A 17,914-nucleotide genomic window follows, 5' to 3' on the forward strand; every position below is an offset into this window, starting at 1 on the left:
TAGCAGTTAGCAGTTAGCAGTTAGCAGTTAGCAGTTAGCAGTTAGCAGTTAGCAAAAAAACACTTTTTATTTTTCACTTTTAGTTTTTCAGTTAAAACTTATAACCAGTCCCTTAAAACTTTTCACTATGAAATCCTTACATTGAGGCTTTAAACTAAATGAGAACGACACTATGAAAAATTGCATCGGCGTAATCGCCTTTCTCCTCTGTGTAACGACCGTATCGGCGCAGACCAAAACCAACCTCGAACTCACGGATATCTTTGAATATGAGTTTGTTTCGGACCCGCAGATATCGCCCGATGGCTCTAAAATCATCTATGTGCGCAACTTTAAGGATATCATGACCGATAAAAACCTGTCCAACCTTTGGATCGTGAATTTTGACGGCAGCCAAAACCGACCGTTGACTACAGGGAACCAGAACGATTACTATCCCCGTTGGTCGCACGACGGTAAAAAGATCATCTTCAAATCGAATAGGGCCGATGACAAGATGAAACTCTACCTCATGTGGCTGGATACCAAGGAAACGGCCCCGTTGACCAATACGCCAAAAGCGCCCGGAGCGGTAAGCTGGTCGCACGATGACCGCTTTGTAGCTTTTAACATGTTCGTGCCTGCAACGGACGCATCCCTCATTAAAATGCCCTCAAAACCGGAAGGTGCCAAATGGAACACCCCACCAACATATATCGATAAAATGAACTATCGGGGCGACGGTCAGGGCTATTTAAAAGCAGGCAACGACCAACTGTTTACGCTGTCCATCAACGGCGGTACCCCAAAGCAGTTGACCTCCTCCGAATTTGATCATGGTGCACCGGTATGGTCCAAGGATGGCAAAAGCCTGTATTTCTCGGCCAATTTCCACCCCGAAGAAGCCTTTGAACCGGCCAACTCTGAGGTCTATAAATTAGACCTTAGCGATAATAGCATAACCGCGCTCACAGACCGTTTTGGTCCAGATGGTTCCCCTACCCTTTCTCCAGACGGTTCACTGATTGCCTATACGGGGAACGACGATACCTTTCAAGGCTATGAATTGACCCAATTGTACGTAATGAATACTGATGGTAGCAATTCCCGTTTGCTTTCGGCGGATTTTGACCGGGACATTGGCAATGTACAATGGGCAGCGGACGGAAAAGGGCTGTATTTTCAGTATGATTCCGAAGGAGATTCCAAAATTGGACACATCACGTTGGATGGCAAAGTCACCACCATCGCCGAAGGCCTTGGGGGACTCTCCTTGGGAAGACCTTATAATCAGGCCGACTTTACCGTGTCCAACAAAGGTACCTTTGCCTATACCTTGGGCGGTACGCAACACCCGTCCGATTTGGCCGTAGCCGATAAAAAAGGAACAAAACGGCTTACCTATTTGAACGATGATTTATTTTCCTTCCGCAATGTGGGCGAAGTGGAGGAAATCTGGTGGAACTCCTCCTTCGATGACCGAAAAATTCAAGGGTGGATCGTAACCCCACCCAACTTTGACCCGAACAAAAAATATCCCTTTATCCTAGAAATACATGGTGGACCCTTCCAAAGCTATGGTTCCGTCTATAGTGCCGAGATTCAGGCCTATGCCGCAGCAGGCTACGTGGTGTTGTATTCTAATCCGCGTGGGAGTACCAGTTACGGGGCGGAATTTGGGAACCTCATCCACCACGATTATCCCAACCATGATTATGAGGATTTAATGAGCGGTGTGGACGCTGTTATCGCCAAAGGCTATGTGGATACCAATAACCTGTTTGTGACCGGTGGTAGCGGTGGCGGCGTATTGACGGCGTGGATCGTGGGCAAAACGGACCGCTTTAAGGCCGCCGTGGTAGCCAAGCCCGTCATCAACTGGACGAGTTTTGTACTCTATGCGGACAGTCCTGCTTTCTTCTCAAAATACTGGTTCGGGAAGAAACCTTGGGAAGACCCGGAAAACTATTTTAGACGCTCACCGCTAAATTATGTCGGGAATGTGACCACCCCAACCATGTTGCTGACGGGAGAGGAAGACTATAGAACCCCTATTGCGGAATCGGAGCAATTCTATACGGCATTAAAGTTGGAAGGTGTTGAAACCGCCATGGTACGTATTCCCGGTTCCGGACATGGCATTGCGAACCGGCCCAGCAATTTGGTCGCCAAAATTGCCTCGGTATTGGCCTGGTTCAACAAATACAAAACAGATTAGTCTTGCGATCATGATGAGAAATGTATTTTTTGTGGTTTTTACGGTATGTATGGCTGTAGTTGGACAGGCACAGGAATTCAAAGTGATGTCCTACAACATCAAGTATGACAACGTCAACGATACCGTAAACAACTGGAATTTTAGAAAGGAGGCTATGGTGCGGCTTGTGCAACACTATGGCCCCCAATTTGTAGGCATGCAGGAGGTTTTGCTTAACCAGTTGGACTATCTGGACGAGCACCTACCGGATTACAGTTATATTGGCGTAGGCCGGGACGATGGCAAACAAAAGGGCGAGTACTCCCCTATTTTGTACAATAGTCAACATTTTGAACTGATAAGCACCAATACCTTTTGGCTCTCCCCCACCCCGGAAAAAGTTTCTAAAGGTTGGGATGCCGCCTTGGAGCGTATCTGTACTTACGGAAGGTTCAAGGACATACAAAGCGGGAAGGAACTCTATGTATTCAATACCCATTTTGACCATGTAGGCACCGAAGCCCGAAAGCAGAGCGTGAACCTCATCTTACAAAAGATCAAGGCGGTCAATACCCAAAACTTGCCCGTGGTGGTGACGGGGGATTTTAATTTGGAGCCGGACTCCGAACCCATACAATTAATGCAACGGGAGCTTACGGACGGGCAGCAAGCCACCCAAGCGCCTTTTTATGGCCCTACAGGTACCTTTAACGGCTTTGACCCGGATATGGTCTTGGACCGGCGTATTGACTATATTTTTGTGGAAAATTTAGAGGTGCAACGCTACCTCCATATTGATGACCGAATGGAAAACAACAAACATATCTCGGATCATTTACCCGTGTTGGCAACGTTGAGTATTGAGTAAAAAATATTTTCTATTTTTTGAATGCATATCCCGAAGGGTAAGCACTATACATCTTTTTGTAACACGGATTATTTTCAGTCATTTACTTGAACCAACTTTCCTTCTGGCATACTCATATCCCGATGTCCGCCAATTACAAGCCACTTACCATTTTCCTTTACCATAAAATCACTCCATCGTAAGGTTCCTCTAAAAGTATTTCCCTTTGTTAGTCCATCAGGCGTATCCTCACCGTAATAAGTGAATGTTTCAGTATGTGTGTAGTGAGCAATTGCTGATTTACCACTATCCAGTATTTCAATTTCTATGGGGGTAACCTCCATTTCCAAACACTCTTCTTCCGTCTTCATAATTTCCCAAAATTTGGCCATTCCTTCCTTTGTTGTCAATTCATTTTTTCTTGACTCCCATTTCTTCCAATCGGGATGATGATAGGCCATATAAGTTTCAAAATCGTTTTCCTTCCACGATATAAATCTACCTTTAATGGCATCCCAGACTTCTTGTTCAACCTGTTCTTGACTTAACTCTTGAATGTTAATGGTATCTGATGTTTTTTCGGTTTCATTGCATGAATACACTAGAACAATCCAAATAATGACGAAGTAAAATAAATATTTCATGTTTCTATTTTTATGTGGTACAACTGTATAGGCCATCAATAGCTGCGTGGTTTAGCACTAAACTTTGCAAGTAAACACGAAACTGAAAATCCTCTCGGAATTTCAGAAGTAAGCGAGAACAAGCAATTACTTATAACCATTGTTAGCAGTAGTTTTTAAATAATCATTTACCAATTCATATGTTTCTATCATTAGATTTTCTCGCTTATCGGAATTTGAATTTAAAAATAGAATAATAGTTAGGGGTTCATCTAATCTTCTTACAACCATTGTTCTCGTGCCATACCAACTTCCTCTATGAGTCGCCATGTCGTCTGTAACAATCCAAGCCATGCCATATCCTATTTCTTTATTTTTAAAGAAGGGATAGAGGTCAATCATCTCGTGCCCCGTATTAGGCCATTCTCCATCAATGTTAGAACTCGGTTTAAAAATTAATTCATGTGCCTTTTTCGAAAGTAATTCTTCGTTTCGCAATGTTTTATCATATTCCAAGTAATCATTAACACTGGTGTAAACTGCACCATCTCCTAAAATACCATTCATAAAAAAACCATCTACTTTTCCCCAATTTCCAAGACTATCCTTTTCATAGCAATATGCTCTTTCTTTAATTTCAATAGGCTTGGCGAGGTTGTAAAAATTAGTATTTTCCATGCCTGCTTTGTTGAAAATGTTTTCCTTGGCAAAGGATGAAAATTCTTGCCCACTTACTTTTTCTACCAACAGAGCTAAAACCAGATATGCAGTATTTGAATATTCCCAACCATTTCCAGGCTCAAACAATGGTTTGGGATTAGTCTCAAGCCATTTTAAAATATCTTTATTTTCGACAATCTTTGATTTATCCCATCTCTCTAAGAAATAGGGTTCTTCGTAATCTGCCAGTCCAGAGGTGTGATTAAGTAAATGTTCAACCGTAATATCCTTGAAAACAGGAAAGTCCCAAAATTTACTTATAGTATCATTTAAAGAAAGTAAATCTTTATCTATAAGGCTTAATATGCATAGCGCTGTAAATTGCTTACTAACTGAGGCCATTCTCATATTAGTATTGAGAGTAATAGGTTCCTTTTTTTCTAAATCTCTTAATCCGTAGCCTTTACCGAAAATTAATTCTTGACCATATGAAATTGCAATTGCAGCACCAGGTTCATTTTCTCCGATTTCGGAATTAAAGAGTGAATCTATTTTTGCCTGAAGTTTTTCTAAACCAATTGGACTTGTTTCAGCTTTATTATCAGTCGAATTCTTACAGGAAATGCAAGCAGTAATTAAAAATAGAATCAAAAGGTTTTTCATAGTCTTGGTTTAAATTACTGCTAACGGCCCGTGTATGGTGTCGTAGCATCCCGAAGGGTGCTATGCACTATACCCATTGTTGTGCTTTCGTTATTTATTCCTTAAGAATTGTTCTATTCTCTTATTAAGTATATATGCTCTTCTCTTACTAGATTGAAGTTGCCTTTCAATAGAATAAGTGTAAGTTAGTTCTTGGTTAATTAAGCTATGAAATTCATCGGTTTTTAATTTTCTTAAAATTCTTGGAATTTCAATTGTATTAATGCTATCCGGATAATTTGAATTATACACTTTAATTCCATTCACATAGGTGGCATAATCACTTCTTATATTACTCAAATATTCCTTTAAAAAATCCTTACCAGCATAATATTCTACAATTAATTCTCGTATGCTGTCATTGGATATTGAACTTAAATTTCCTGTACTGACCAATTCACTATAGGTACGAGAAGAACCTATAAAAGATGCTCTACTATTTATTCCACCAAAACCAACAATATTTATAAATTGAAGTGTATCTATTGGACTATAATTTCCCATCACATAGCTTCTAGCCAGTTCTAAACTCTTAATTTTTTTTTGCCGATTATTAAACCAGCCTCTTTCAAGGGACAGAGAATCATTGATAATTTCTTTATTAAGGTTTGATAAATATTTATTTTCCCTTTCTGTGTTTTTTCTTATTTCGTTCCAATTATTGATTTGAAGTGCAATCAAAATTCCAATAACCACAAGAACTATTTCTCCGACTGCATAAATCAGATATTTACTGAATTTATTTTCAGAGAGTAGTTTTTGTCTAATTTTTCTAAAGAATTTTATCATTGGTTATTGGTTGGTCATAATGAAGCACAACGGTCCAGGCTATGGCCCGGCGCCTCAATGCCCAGACCTTTCCAGGTATAATTAATAATCTCTAATGTAGGAAAAATTACCCATCCTTGGCCGGCGATGGGCTATAGCTGTTGTTGTGCTTTCGTTATTTTTTATTTTTCTAATTTCCGTTCAATATCATTAATTATACTTTCTTGAATATCAATTAATTTTGTCGCCCGTTCATAAATCATTTCTGCATTTATATTCCTCAATTTAACTTGATTCTCAAAAACAGGGTTTGACAAAATTGATTTTTGATTAACTGAAAAATAGCTTTCGTCACCCTGTAATAGAGAGTGTTTGAAATTTTTTAATTGATAATTTTTTGTCATAAATGGATAAATATGACTATTAAATTGGTTATAAGTTATCTTTAAACTGTAGCTATACAATTCGTAAGTTAATCTCCAGTTTGCTATTTCATTTTTGAGTTGATAATCATTAATCAATTCAAGTTTTTCTGAAGATATCATTGAGTTAAGAGCTTTAAATTCGGGTATAAAAGCCACTGCCCACATCAAAGTATCAAGTTTGCTTGGAGAAATATCTTTCGGATTAGGATTTATTAAGTCTGATAGTTCTTTTGTCTTTAATTTTACGAATCTATGGTATGCATTAATTCTTTTTAATTCTTCTTGATTTGTTTCAAATTCAGCTAATAAATTAGTCAAGTACTCTCTTTCCTCAGTGTCTTTTTTATTCCCTTCATTCCAATTATTTATTCCCAATGCAATCAATATTCCTATAACGACAAGTATTATTTCTCCGATTGCGTAAATCAAATACTTACTGAATTTATTTTCAGAGATTAATTCTTGTCTAATTTTTCTAAAGAATTTTATCATTGGTTAGTGGTTTCAGATAATGAAGCACAACAAGTGTATAAACTTACCTAGGTACGTTTATTTCTATTTTAGGGGAAGTGCCTTAAAAGTCTTATAAAAATTTGGTTTGTACAATTAAAAGGGGAGAATATGTGCGTTCGACTACGCTCACCCACCGGAAAAAAGACTCCCCCTTGACTTTAGTTTACCTTGAGCTTTACCAAAAGGCCCAGAGCTGGCTGCTCAGGCACCGAAAACATATTTGCCTAATGATAAAAATAAGCCGGAGGGTGAGCGTAGTCGAACCCTAAGGCGGCGAGGTGTCATCAGCTTTGGTTACCTAGAGCTTAGCCGAAAGGCTCAGGGAGGGCTACTCGGTCACCTATTTGTAATCATCTTTTTAAGCAACGAAATTTGACCAAGATGGTAATAGCTATGTTCGATCAGGCCTTCAATGTTTCTGGCATACGTACCGTATTTTTCGTCTATAAAAACCGAATCCAGTTGGGTCTGGGTGAGATTGGAAACCGCTTCCACGAAAGCCTCTGAATTTGCAATGAACTCGGTTGTCATGCGTTCCCAATCGACTTGGGATTCTAATTTAGGAAGCTGAAAACTGAATTTGTCACGGATTTCAAGTGAACCTCCTTTCAAGACAGGCAGCATACCGCCTATATAATAATTCACATGATAGGTAAGCGCGGCAATCGAATTCAGCCCCCCTATTTTTTGAGTTGCCTGTTTCCAGGTCAGATTCTCCAATAGCTCCTTGTAATTGGTATTTGCAACCCATCGGCCGCTTAGAAGCACTTCTGCTAGCCTATCGGCCAATTCCTTATTCCTCGCCATGTCATGATTATTAGCTATTCCTATTGAGTGTGTTGCCTTCATTTCATAAAACAAACTTTCGGGCAGCACCTCTTAGCTAAAATTCGAATAAATTATTTACCTCGGCAAGGAAAAGGGCGAATAGATGGGTCAATCTTCGCTAGGTATTCGGCAATCTATATCTACAGTAGGGCTTTGAATATAATGCGTTAATCGCTATTAATTGGCGTACAGATTTCAATAAGAAATCCGTTATTGTCTCGTACATATCCTACCTTTTGCCCCCAAGGCTTTTCAATAATTGGTTCATATTCCGTTGCTCCTGATGCTAGCGCATTTTTAAAATCCTCCTCAATTGTTTCCGTAGTAAACACCAACTCCGCACCCATGGGCTTTTTGTCTTTCACTATCTTTTGAAATCCATTTTTAAAATTGGAATTACCAAGTTTCTCTGAAGCAAAGGCGATGGTGGTTTCGCCGGAAATCAATTCACCATAATCATGTTCAGGTGTTACAAATTTACGGGCAAAGCCAAAGGCGCTTTCATAGAATTCAAGGGTTTTGGAAACGTTCTTAACATAAAGTATCGTATAGGCGTATTTCATGTGTTTTTGTTTAACCAGTATGGGCCACATTAAAATTAGTGGTCTCCTACGGGAATCTTCTAAAATTCTACAAAAAAATGATTTGGTCAAGAAAAAGGAGAAATATGTGGGTTCGACTACGCTCACCCACCGAAAGCGACTCCTTTTCGACTTTAGTTTACCTTGAGCATTGGGTGAAAAGAAAATATATTTTCTTTGAGCGCACCTTGCGTAGCAAAACGAAAGGCTCATCCTCCTTAAAACCGGCTACTCAGGCATCACATATTACTAGGGGACATTGGTGTATCGTATATCGTTCAACTTATTTTTCAATCCGTTTTTGCACTTTTCCTCTCTTAATGACGGTATTAATGGCCATTGTATTGCGAATCTCGTCCAGTGGATTCTTGTCCAACAGCACCATATTTGCGATTTTGCCCATTTCAATGGACCCCAAACTATCTTGGGCATGCATCATTTCCGCAGCATTATAGGTACCCATCTTAATAATATCCAAGGGTTCCATACCCCCCATCTCAAGCAACTGCATTTCTTCGTGTAAACTATAACCGGGCATTACAAAAAAACCGGTATCGGTACCTAAGGCGAAACGTATTCCGTTTTCAGACAGAGCTATTATATCCTCCACTTGGAAGGCCGCAATATCAGCTAACTTGACACTATCTTTCTGAAAATAATCCCTCCAGAATCCCATATTTTGTTCAGCCCGTGCTAAGAACTCGGGTTTGTTCGCATTTTCAAAATACGCTTCATCAAATACGTTTTCTTGGCGAAGGTCGGCCACCCATTCAGGGAACAAAGGATATAAAAAGCCCTTATCGATCATAAAGGTTGTGATAAAGGAAGGCCTCACCTGATATATTTTTTCCAAAAGGACCGTATCTCTTTGAAAGTCAATATCTATACCTGTCCAATGTACAATGTTTTGAATACCCGCATCCATCGCCATTTCAAGTTCCACATTGTCACTAACATGGGCAAAAACCTCCGTATCGTAATTCATTGCCTCTTTCTGAACCTTGTTGATAAAAGCTTGCGGCATTCGCTCCACCCAAGGAGGATGGGGTCCATCTTCAATCGTGAGCTTAATTCCAATTATGGGGTACTGGGTTACCTCTTTTACCAAATTTTCTATTTGAAGCGTGTCATTAAGCAAGAAAACCGTTTTACCGTCTTCCCAGTTTCCTTGGTATGTTTTCAACGGATGCCGGCCCTCCATGGTAAAATGTTGACTTGTATGAAACACTATTGGGGCAGGTAATGTGTCCTGATTGCCATAAGAGCGCATACTGGCATAATATTCATTGGTGCATGAACTTCCACCGGTTATGAATATAGATGTAACCCCATAATGCATAAATCTAGGAAAGTCTTTTTCGAATTCACTGGTATGCACATGACAGTCGAACAAACCAGGAATAAGGAACTTTCCCGTACCATCGATACTGTTTTTGGCACCTTCAATTGACACTGAATCTATGGCGGTTACTCTTCCATCCTTTATGCCTATAGAAACATTGGATTGTATTGGTTTTCCAGTTCCGTCAATGAGGTTGACATTTGAAATGACCAAGTCAAATCGATGCTGTTGATTAGAGGTACAGGCAACAAAACAACAAACTAAAACGAGATAAATCAGATACCTCATAATAAAAATGTATTTAAAGATGAATACTACTATGACCTTCAAAGGCGATGGCCAAATTTAATTTTGGGGGAAGTCCCTTAACAATCCTACAAAAAATTGGTTTGGGCAAGGAAAAGGGAGAATATGTGGGTTCGCTTTCACTTCGGCTCCGCTCAGTGACCGCGCTCAGGTACCACATCTTGTAACGAAGCTCAGGGCAGGCTGCTCAGTGACCGCGCTCAGGCACCGAAAACATATTAATTAAGTCCAATGATAAAAGATAAGCCGGAGGGTGAGCGGAGTCGAACCCTAAGTCGGCAAAGTGCCTTCCACTTTAAACTATCTTGAGCATTGAGTGAAAAAAACATAGGTTTTCTTCGCACTCACCTATCGAAACAAACCGATGGTTTGACACCCAAAGCATAGGCAATATTGTATAATGCTGTTTTTGGGGGCAACGTATTTTACAGTAAATACTTTTGATATTTAACTCCACGATAATTATCGTGACTAACTATGTCAAAATTTAATTTGATAACTTCAAACCTCGTTATTTTTCCATAACCTGTTTTAGTTCCTTTACATTCCAATGGTCATTTTCCTTAATAAATAGCTCAAACATTGCCGCATGACTGGACCCTACCAAAACCATAATTCTTTGGTCGGATTCCGTTACATTTTTTTGAATTAAGGACCACATATATAAATTTCTTTTATACCATTCCGATGCCAATAAAGGTCCGGAAAAATCCTGTATACCACCGGCCAAAAGCATTAAGTTGATATGAAAATTATTGGACATTTTTCGCATCTCTTGACTATTTAAAAAGTAAGTAAGTTCCGTAAGAGAAGTTCCAGATTCAATTTTTTGGTCAAAATCAACCGTAAATTTAGAGATACCTTCCTCAATTTGCCTTTTAAGTTCAGTCTGATTGTTTTCTTCAATTTCCTTCATAACATCCTCAAAAGGAAATGAAGTCGAATAATCTATTGCATATAATTTTTCAAGGTCATTCTCTTTTGCAACCCTAAATGCCAGTTGAAAAATTTCATTTTTTAAATAAAAATCGGAAAGACTATCGTTGTCAAAATATGTACCATTTCTGTATAATTTATATAGGGAGTCTAATTCCTTTTGCTCTTCATGTGGCCATTCTACAAATATTTTAGTTGGATTGTATGCTGTTATTTTTGTACTTATTTCTTTCAACTCCAATTGGGAATCATTGTTAAGAATGTCGAATGATTTGGTTTTGGCTACATCCGCACCAGGATTATTATAATGAAATGTACCAATAAGTAATACTTCCTTAGTATTCGTATTTTCATTGAATTTTGTTTCTGATTCCTCTTGTCTATTTCCACAACATATAATAAGAAAGGCGAGCGCTATAATTGAAAAGTATTTCATAGTACGTTGAATTGATAAATTATTCAGTTTGGTTACTACTTCTAAAGACGCTAAAAGTTCTTAAATGGTTGCCCGAAAGGCTTCAGTTTTTTAGCAATGCACCTACTATATATGTTCGCAAGCTTCGGTAAAAGTATACACACCGAACCTTACGAATTAAGCAATACCCTTTTAATAACTTATTGAAATCAAGTAATATCACACCAGAACAAACACCAGCTCTGCCTAAGCATAGTCGTAATATCTTTTTTCATGGATAAAGTAATTTCAAAATCCTCTAAAAAATTGGTCTGGGCAAGGAAAAGGGGAAATATGTGGGTTCGACTACGCTCACCCACCGAAAGCGACTCCCCTTCGACTTTAGTTTACCTTGAGCTTAGCTGAAAGGCTCAGGGCAGGCTCCTCGGGCATCAAATAATTAACCCCCTGCAGGCACTTTAATTAATTTGGATTGTTATTCCTTTGAGTATTCCAACAGGTCCCCAGGTTGGCAATCCAAAGCCACACAAACGGCTTCCAATGTGCTAAACCTAATGGCCTTGACTTTCCCTGTTTTAAGTTTGGATAGATTCGCCAAGGTAATATTGACCGTTTCGGACAATTCATTAAGCGACATTTTACGCTTTGCCATCATTACATCCAAGTTTACAATAATTGCCATAGTCTATACCGTTTCTTCCAGTTCTTCTTGATACTCCACTCCTTTGGAAAATATTGTTCCAATAATATAAATAACGGCCGCCATCAATATGAATGCCTGACTGTCTGCCCAGAACGCATCCAAATGATTCAATGTAAAACCATTGTGTCCCAAATCCATTGCCAACTTCCTCGCAATAAAACTTAATAATCCAATGGAGAGCGTATAGTAGCTTATCTTAAGAATTTGCTTGGAAACCCAGCTATTGAAGGGTTTGGGCAGGTCAATTTTAGTTACCAATAAAACAACCTGGTAGAATAGGACGGCCTTTAATATGGATACGGTAAGAACAAACCCGTACATTCCAAAAAAAGCCAACTTACTACTTTGATATAACTGACTCATATCCAGTTTCTGATAAAGGTTCTGGATAAATTCTGGACGGAGAAGACTAAAAATAAAATTGACGATTAGGCCACCTGCTTCCACCGAGAGCCCCACAAAAATTATCCAAGAAATGATTTTCAAACCTTTAAATATGAGATTTTTTGCTTTAACCCGTGTTTTCATGATTAATAGTATTAGATGGAATAAAAGTAACTAATTATTTATTGATAAACAATAAATATTTTTCACTTTATGATAAATACTAGTAATGATATTCTTTTAGGCTTGGCTTGGTTATTGGCATGAAAATGAGGAAATATATATCATCGAATCCCCTTCGACTTTAATCTACCTTGAGCATTGGGTGAAAAGAAAACATATTTTTTTTGAACGCAACTTACAGAGCAAAACGAAAGGCTCAAATACTCTTTGGGGGCAGGCTGTTTAGGACGAACCGCACAGTAAAAAAATAAAAGCTGGAGCTAATTGGTTTTTTGAAGTTTATGAAAGGACACGTAAGAGGCGATCAGTATTCCCAAAATAATTAAAGGGAAAAAGGATTGGAAATCCATACCGTCCACCGCAAAATGGCTGATACTGGCAAATATAAAGTCGAAAGCAAATCCAGCATAGGCCCATTCCTTGATTCGTGCAGGGACTTGGGGAATGATCAAGGTAAGTGCTCCCAATACCTTAAATACGACCAAAGTGTTCCCAAAATATTCCGGGTATCCCAAATGTCGTATACCCTCCTTGGCGAGCTCGGTTTGGGAAGTCAGTGCGGGCATGACCCCTTCCATTAAAAAAATAATAATGGTGGTGGTCCAGAAGATGATTTTGTTGGTTTTTGTGGTTGCCATTTGGATGGTTTTAGGTTGATTCCAAATATAATTCAGATTTTGATTCGTTAGATCCGAATTTTAGAAACGATAATATGAAAATAACACCGCTAGTTGAAAAGGTATTTCCCCATTCCATTTTGGAAATGAGGATTTAGTATTCAGCAGCACTCGATATGAATATGGTAGAGGTAAATTGATATGGAGACGAAGAGATTAAAAATACCAAAGGCGGACAAATCACATAGTACATAAATCGATTCTATTCCAATTGTCTATTCTGCTCTTAGTCCCATATTAGGGGCCTATCAACATTCATGGCCCTTAAATAGGATAAAAATTGACCGGCATGGACAGCTTCGTGGTATCCAATCCGTAAGATATATTTTCCGAGGGCTTTTCTTTCCCCGTTTCCCGGATGCACTACCTGGAATTCGCTTAATTCGGTATCCGAAAATTGCCGTACACTTTTTAAAAATTGATTTCTATAAGGTTCGGCAAATGCCAGTTCGTCCACAACGTTAATGAAGGGTCGTTGCTTCCAAGGTGTTTCATAATGGGCCATGGAGCCATTGTTGATTATTATGTTCCACCCATAATCCGCTTCCAAAACATGTCTTACCATTTCTATTGCGGTCATCGCGCTTTCGTCAGGTTTCCAACGGTAATACTGTTCAGGAAGTGCTTTCCAAAGCTTTATGCTTCTTCTCCGGATTTCCGTAAGGTTTAAAATTATAAGTTCAGCCTGAGTCATTTTCTTACCGTATCCCATGTTGTTAAACCAATTTTTGTTTTCACAACATTTCCTGCCAAAATATAGGGACAAAGTTCCAAAATCCCCAAAATTTTATTTTTTGCAAGTGATAATTTGAATGTGTTACAACGCTCTATGGAAAGGGTTTGTTATCCTAAAATAAGGACCATCATTTTCGTTACCAAAGTCGATTTTCACAAGGCCTGTTAAAAAGTATATTGGAGCGGCACAACTATTTTTTTCGGTGATGATGTTTCAGTAAACCTCTAGTTTATTGGGAGTTTAAGGACCAATAAAGTTTTAATTTGGTAGCACATAAGTCAGGCTTTAACACCGTCCAAAACCTTTTTCTTCCTTTTGTAGGTTCGCCCATACCACAACAAAGCACCGGTTACAGGTAAACTAGCGGTCAATAGGCTTATTAAAAAGGCAATAATTTTTCCAACAATCCCACCAATCGCGCCAATATGGATATCATAATTCATGCGTAGGATTTTTTCGGCAACCCCTGCATTTTCATATTTTCCATAGATACTAGGGGTTTCTATCTCCTCCAAGGTGTTCTGGTCAAAAAATCTATAATCCGCATCGTAATAAAGACCTTTACTATGGGATACCTCCACATAAATACTTTCCTCCGATGTATGAGGATAATGAAGCTCAAAACTTTCCGCATCGGGATTTTCGATAGAAAGTTTCGTTATCAAATAATCCATTGGTAAAACATCTTCCTTTTCGTCCGCTTTACTGATGTTTTCCGGTATCATGAAAACAGGTTCCTTTTCGCCACCTACGGACTTATATACTGCATATTTAAGCCAGTTATAAGACATCAATGAGCCCGTAAAGGCCAGTACCAATGAAAATGCACAAATATAAAAGCCAATAACCGTATGTAGATCAAAGTTTTTACGTTTCCATCTTGTAGTACTTTTCCAATCAAATTTTAAGCGCTGCCTTAAGTTTTTACGTTTTTTGGGCAACCATAATATGAAACCTGAAATAATTATGAAAATGAAAATCAAAATTGAAACGCCAACTATCTGCTCGCCAATATTTTTTGGTAACCAAAGTCGCATGTGCCCTTTTAAAACAAATGCGAAAAAACCGGATAGATGGTCATCCACCTGGATAACCTCGCCAGAGTATGGGTTTAAAAAAACGCTTTGATAAAATTCAGGTTCGGCATCGTAAAATATTACTTCAATGGCATCGTCCTTTTTTTTGAACAAAGTTCCATGAACCGTGTTATCGGGAAAAATTTGCTTCGCGAGATCCTTTGCCTTGGTTGGTGTTAGTATGGGACGGTTTTCCGGAACAACCTTTTTGTAATCGTCATATAGACTCTCAATTTCTTCTTTAAAGGCCCAACCACATCCCGTGATGGCAACGATGAACACCACTAGTCCGGTCGAAAGCCCCAATATCTTGTGAAGTTGAAATATGATTTTTTTAAATGTCATCCTTAGTAAACTTAAAAAGGACAAAAGCGTTTTATCGCCTTTGCCCTTTCTTAAAATTATGTTTAGAATCTGTACGAAAAATTTGCCAACAATGCCCTTGGTTGTTGTGGGTTTATGGTTGTCCAACCTTTATAATATTCCTTATTGAACGCGTTGTTCAGTTTTAGCCCAATTCTATAATTTACGGATTGGTAATAAAGGGATGCATTGGCAATGGTATAACTTGGCAAAATAAATTCTCCGGTAGATTCATAATTTATGGCAAAGCGTTCGCTTGCCCCATTGAACCCCAATCCCATTCCAAAACCGTTCAAAGCTCCCTCTTGAAACTCATAGTTTGCCCAAAAGTTATATAACGTTTCGGGACCTGCCTCAAGAGGTCTTCTGTTCAAAATTTGAGCATTGTCAGATTTGGTAGTTTCACTGTCATTATTGCTAAATCCGCCCCTAATATCCAAACCATTTACAGGGTTGGCGTTTATTTCTATTTCAAATCCACTACTTACTACTTCACCACCCTGAATTCTATTGAAAGGCGAAGAAGGGTCTGTGATGACGCGATCAATAACCTTGATATCATAGTAACTAACGGTAGCATTCAGTCGGTTATCGAAAAGATTGGTTTTGAAACCGAATTCAATCTGGTTTGCCTGTTCGGGGTCAAAGGTTTTCAAAGTTTGAGGTCCTTCATTGGGATCTCCTACCAACTGGGGAGCTACGTTGGTAAAGCCATTTTGGTAGTTTCCAAAAATGGATAACCTGTCCTTGATGGGCTGGTACAATAAGCCGAATTTTGGTGAAAGTGTGGTCTGGTCAAAATCATCGCCCTGGTTCTGTAAATTACCTTCATTGTCAAAATGATCCACCCTTAGACCGATCATCGCCGAAAGGTTATCCGTAAAATTGATTACATCCGAAGCATACAAACTGTAAATATGATATTTGGATTTCACATTGCTGACCCCCTGCGAAGCGAGCGCGGCATCAACTCCTGAAGTGGAAAGAGGAAAAAGGTCATCTTCTACCTCCTGTGTAAATGGGTCGTCCCCGTTTGAACCTCCATTAGGGGTAATATTGCCATAGAATGCGTAACCTGTACTATTGTTGGTCTGTGTTTCGTTGAAATAATCAATACCTATCACCATTCGATTCCTTAAGGAAGCCAGTTTAAAGTCTCCAATGAAGTTTTGCTGAATATCGGTTGTTTGTGTATTTGCGTTTTGTTTATTGATAAATCGGGTATAGGTATTTCCCTCCAAGATACCATAATCAAAGAGATACGAGTAATAACCTTTTGTAGAAGTAGAACTTTTGGAAAGGAGCGTTTGCGATTGCCAGGAATCGGAAAGCTTATAATCCATTTCAATACGGTAGTTCTGCGTTGGGTTCTGTAAGGATAGATCATTGCTGGTAAATGATAACTTGTTATTATATCCCAGTTCCTCTAGATTGGATGCCACTGTAGGTGCGCTTCTGTTTAAAAATAAGAAGGTGGGATTTGTCTGCTCTGCCTGGGTAATTTCACCATAAAAAGAAAATGAGAGTCTATTGTTTACTTTGTATGATAAGGACGGAGCAATAAAAAAGGACTTTCTAAAACCTGCATCCTGAAAACTCTCCTCGGTCGTGTAAGCGGTATTCAACCTAAAATATAAATTGTCCGCCTTACTCAGGGGGGTATTGAAATCTCCTACAATTTGATTTAGGCCATAGGTACCGGAAGTAAACGACAGCTCCCCTCCTGTACCCACGTAGGGTTTTTTGGTAACTACATTGATAAGTCCTCCATAAGAACTAACTGCATTGCCAAACAACGTTGCGGAAGGGCCCTTTAATACTTCAATCCGTTCTATGTTTGCAGGATTGATGGTACCATTTGTCAGTCCGGGCAGTCCATTCACCAATTGCGGTTGAATGGAAAAACCGCGAAGCGAATAATATCCTGCACCGTCCCCGCCCCTACCGGTAGAAGTCCAAAGTTGCTCAACGCCCGTTGCATTTTTTAATGCATCATCAAAATTTGTAACTATTTGCGATTTTAAAATTTCGTTGGTAACGGTACTATATACTTGAGTATTTTCAATGTCCTTTAAAGGAAGCTTTGCGACATAAGCCGTTTTCTTTCTAGAAAACTTATTGGTACGCCCCTGTACGGTAACTTCACTTAGTATTTCATTGCCTTCGTACAAGATAATATCAAGATCGACAGTTTTATTATTTGATATTGAAATGGGAATTTCGCGAGTTCTATAACCCAAGTAGGAAACGGAAAGTATATAGTCGCCATTGGCAATATTGGAGATTTCAAAAGCACCGGCTTCATTAGTCTGTGCACCTTTTGGAGTATTTACCAGCGACACGTTTACACCCCAAAGTGGTAATTGGTCATTGTCTTTTACCGTTCCTGAAATTGCTCCATTTTGGGCAAGGGTTACCCTTGAAATGAACAATAAGGTCAGGATACAAAAAAGTTTTTTCATTTGGTTTTATTTAGACTTAATATAAATTATAAGAACAAGACAAAAATATATGTGCGTTCTGACATGCGCAACTTATTTATATTAAATCTAAATAAATTTTCTTAATGGTCTGATTATGTGATGCTGGTGATAAGCAAATTTTATAGCGTGAAGCACAATTTCAGGAATATATAGTATGTTTCCTAATCCATATTGTAGGATTAAATAA

Annotated in this window: 16 protein-coding genes; 2 read left to right on the forward strand and 14 right to left on the reverse strand. The window is 38.8% G+C overall.

Annotated elements, in window-relative coordinates; all coding sequences use genetic code 11:
* Nucleotides 1–172: 172 nt before the first annotated feature.
* Both PP181_RS12565 and PP181_RS12570 read left to right on the forward strand, forming a co-directional pair.
* Complete coding sequence (locus tag PP181_RS12565; RefSeq protein ID WP_272637377.1) at nt 173–2,197, forward strand: S9 family peptidase; 2,025 nt, start codon at nt 173–175, stop codon at nt 2,195–2,197.
* A gap of 10 nt (nt 2,198–2,207) precedes the next feature.
* A complete protein-coding gene (locus tag PP181_RS12570) occupies nt 2,208–3,044 on the forward strand; it encodes an endonuclease/exonuclease/phosphatase family protein (protein ID WP_272637378.1) in 837 nt (278 codons plus the stop codon).
* Between the two features lie 74 nt (nt 3,045–3,118).
* Here the strand turns inward: PP181_RS12570 and PP181_RS12575 are convergent, their stop codons facing one another.
* The 14 genes from PP181_RS12575 to PP181_RS12640 form a co-directional block, all read right to left on the reverse strand.
* Nucleotides 3,119–3,667, reverse strand: coding sequence for a nuclear transport factor 2 family protein (locus PP181_RS12575; RefSeq protein WP_272637379.1), 549 nt, complete (start codon nt 3,665–3,667; stop codon nt 3,119–3,121).
* Nucleotides 3,668–3,793: 126 nt separating this feature from the next.
* Nucleotides 3,794–4,969 carry a serine hydrolase domain-containing protein gene (locus tag PP181_RS12580; protein WP_272637380.1) on the reverse strand — a complete coding sequence of 392 codons (1,176 nt, stop codon included), beginning with the start codon at nt 4,967–4,969 and terminating at the stop codon, nt 3,794–3,796.
* Between the two features lie 90 nt (nt 4,970–5,059).
* Nucleotides 5,060–5,797 carry a DUF6090 family protein gene (locus tag PP181_RS12585; protein WP_154919698.1) on the reverse strand — a complete coding sequence of 246 codons (738 nt, stop codon included), beginning with the start codon at nt 5,795–5,797 and terminating at the stop codon, nt 5,060–5,062.
* A gap of 161 nt (nt 5,798–5,958) precedes the next feature.
* A complete protein-coding gene (locus PP181_RS12590; protein ID WP_272637381.1) occupies nt 5,959–6,693 on the reverse strand; it encodes a DUF6090 family protein in 735 nt (244 codons plus the stop codon).
* A gap of 357 nt (nt 6,694–7,050) precedes the next feature.
* Complete coding sequence (locus PP181_RS12595) at nt 7,051–7,521, reverse strand: DinB family protein (protein WP_272637382.1); 471 nt, start codon at nt 7,519–7,521, stop codon at nt 7,051–7,053.
* Nucleotides 7,522–7,709: 188 nt separating this feature from the next.
* Nucleotides 7,710–8,105, reverse strand: a complete 396-nt coding sequence (locus PP181_RS12600; protein WP_272637383.1) for a VOC family protein — start codon at nt 8,103–8,105, stop codon at nt 7,710–7,712.
* Nucleotides 8,106–8,406: 301 nt separating this feature from the next.
* Nucleotides 8,407–9,753 (reverse strand): amidohydrolase family protein, encoded by a 1,347-nt coding sequence (locus PP181_RS12605; RefSeq protein WP_272637384.1) that lies wholly within the window; start codon nt 9,751–9,753, stop codon nt 8,407–8,409.
* A 529-nt stretch (nt 9,754–10,282) separates the two neighbouring features.
* The gene (locus PP181_RS12610; RefSeq protein WP_272637385.1) at nt 10,283–11,143 is read right to left on the reverse strand and encodes a DUF5694 domain-containing protein; all 861 of its coding nucleotides are present in this window, start codon (nt 11,141–11,143) and stop codon (nt 10,283–10,285) included.
* A gap of 454 nt (nt 11,144–11,597) precedes the next feature.
* Nucleotides 11,598–11,804 carry a helix-turn-helix domain-containing protein gene (locus PP181_RS12615; RefSeq protein ID WP_272637386.1) on the reverse strand — a complete coding sequence of 69 codons (207 nt, stop codon included), beginning with the start codon at nt 11,802–11,804 and terminating at the stop codon, nt 11,598–11,600.
* A 3-nt stretch (nt 11,805–11,807) separates the two neighbouring features.
* The gene (locus PP181_RS12620; RefSeq protein ID WP_272637387.1) at nt 11,808–12,353 is read right to left on the reverse strand and encodes a DUF2975 domain-containing protein; all 546 of its coding nucleotides are present in this window, start codon (nt 12,351–12,353) and stop codon (nt 11,808–11,810) included.
* A gap of 299 nt (nt 12,354–12,652) precedes the next feature.
* Nucleotides 12,653–13,030: a DoxX family protein gene (locus PP181_RS12625; protein ID WP_272637388.1), complete on the reverse strand. Its 378-nt coding sequence runs from the start codon at nt 13,028–13,030 to the stop codon at nt 12,653–12,655.
* A 265-nt stretch (nt 13,031–13,295) separates the two neighbouring features.
* Entirely contained in the window at nt 13,296–13,781 is a 486-nt protein-coding gene (locus tag PP181_RS12630) for a DinB family protein (RefSeq protein ID WP_272637389.1), read from the reverse strand.
* 302 nt (nt 13,782–14,083) lie between these two features.
* Nucleotides 14,084–15,226, reverse strand: a complete 1,143-nt coding sequence (locus PP181_RS12635; RefSeq protein WP_272637390.1) for a PepSY-associated TM helix domain-containing protein — start codon at nt 15,224–15,226, stop codon at nt 14,084–14,086.
* A gap of 62 nt (nt 15,227–15,288) precedes the next feature.
* Complete coding sequence (locus PP181_RS12640; protein WP_272637391.1) at nt 15,289–17,706, reverse strand: TonB-dependent receptor; 2,418 nt, start codon at nt 17,704–17,706, stop codon at nt 15,289–15,291.
* Nucleotides 17,707–17,914: the final 208 nt, after the last annotated feature.

The organism is Maribacter sp. PR66 (genome assembly GCF_028464205.1).
Classification (GTDB): Bacteria; Bacteroidota; Bacteroidia; order Flavobacteriales; family Flavobacteriaceae; genus Maribacter; species Maribacter flavus.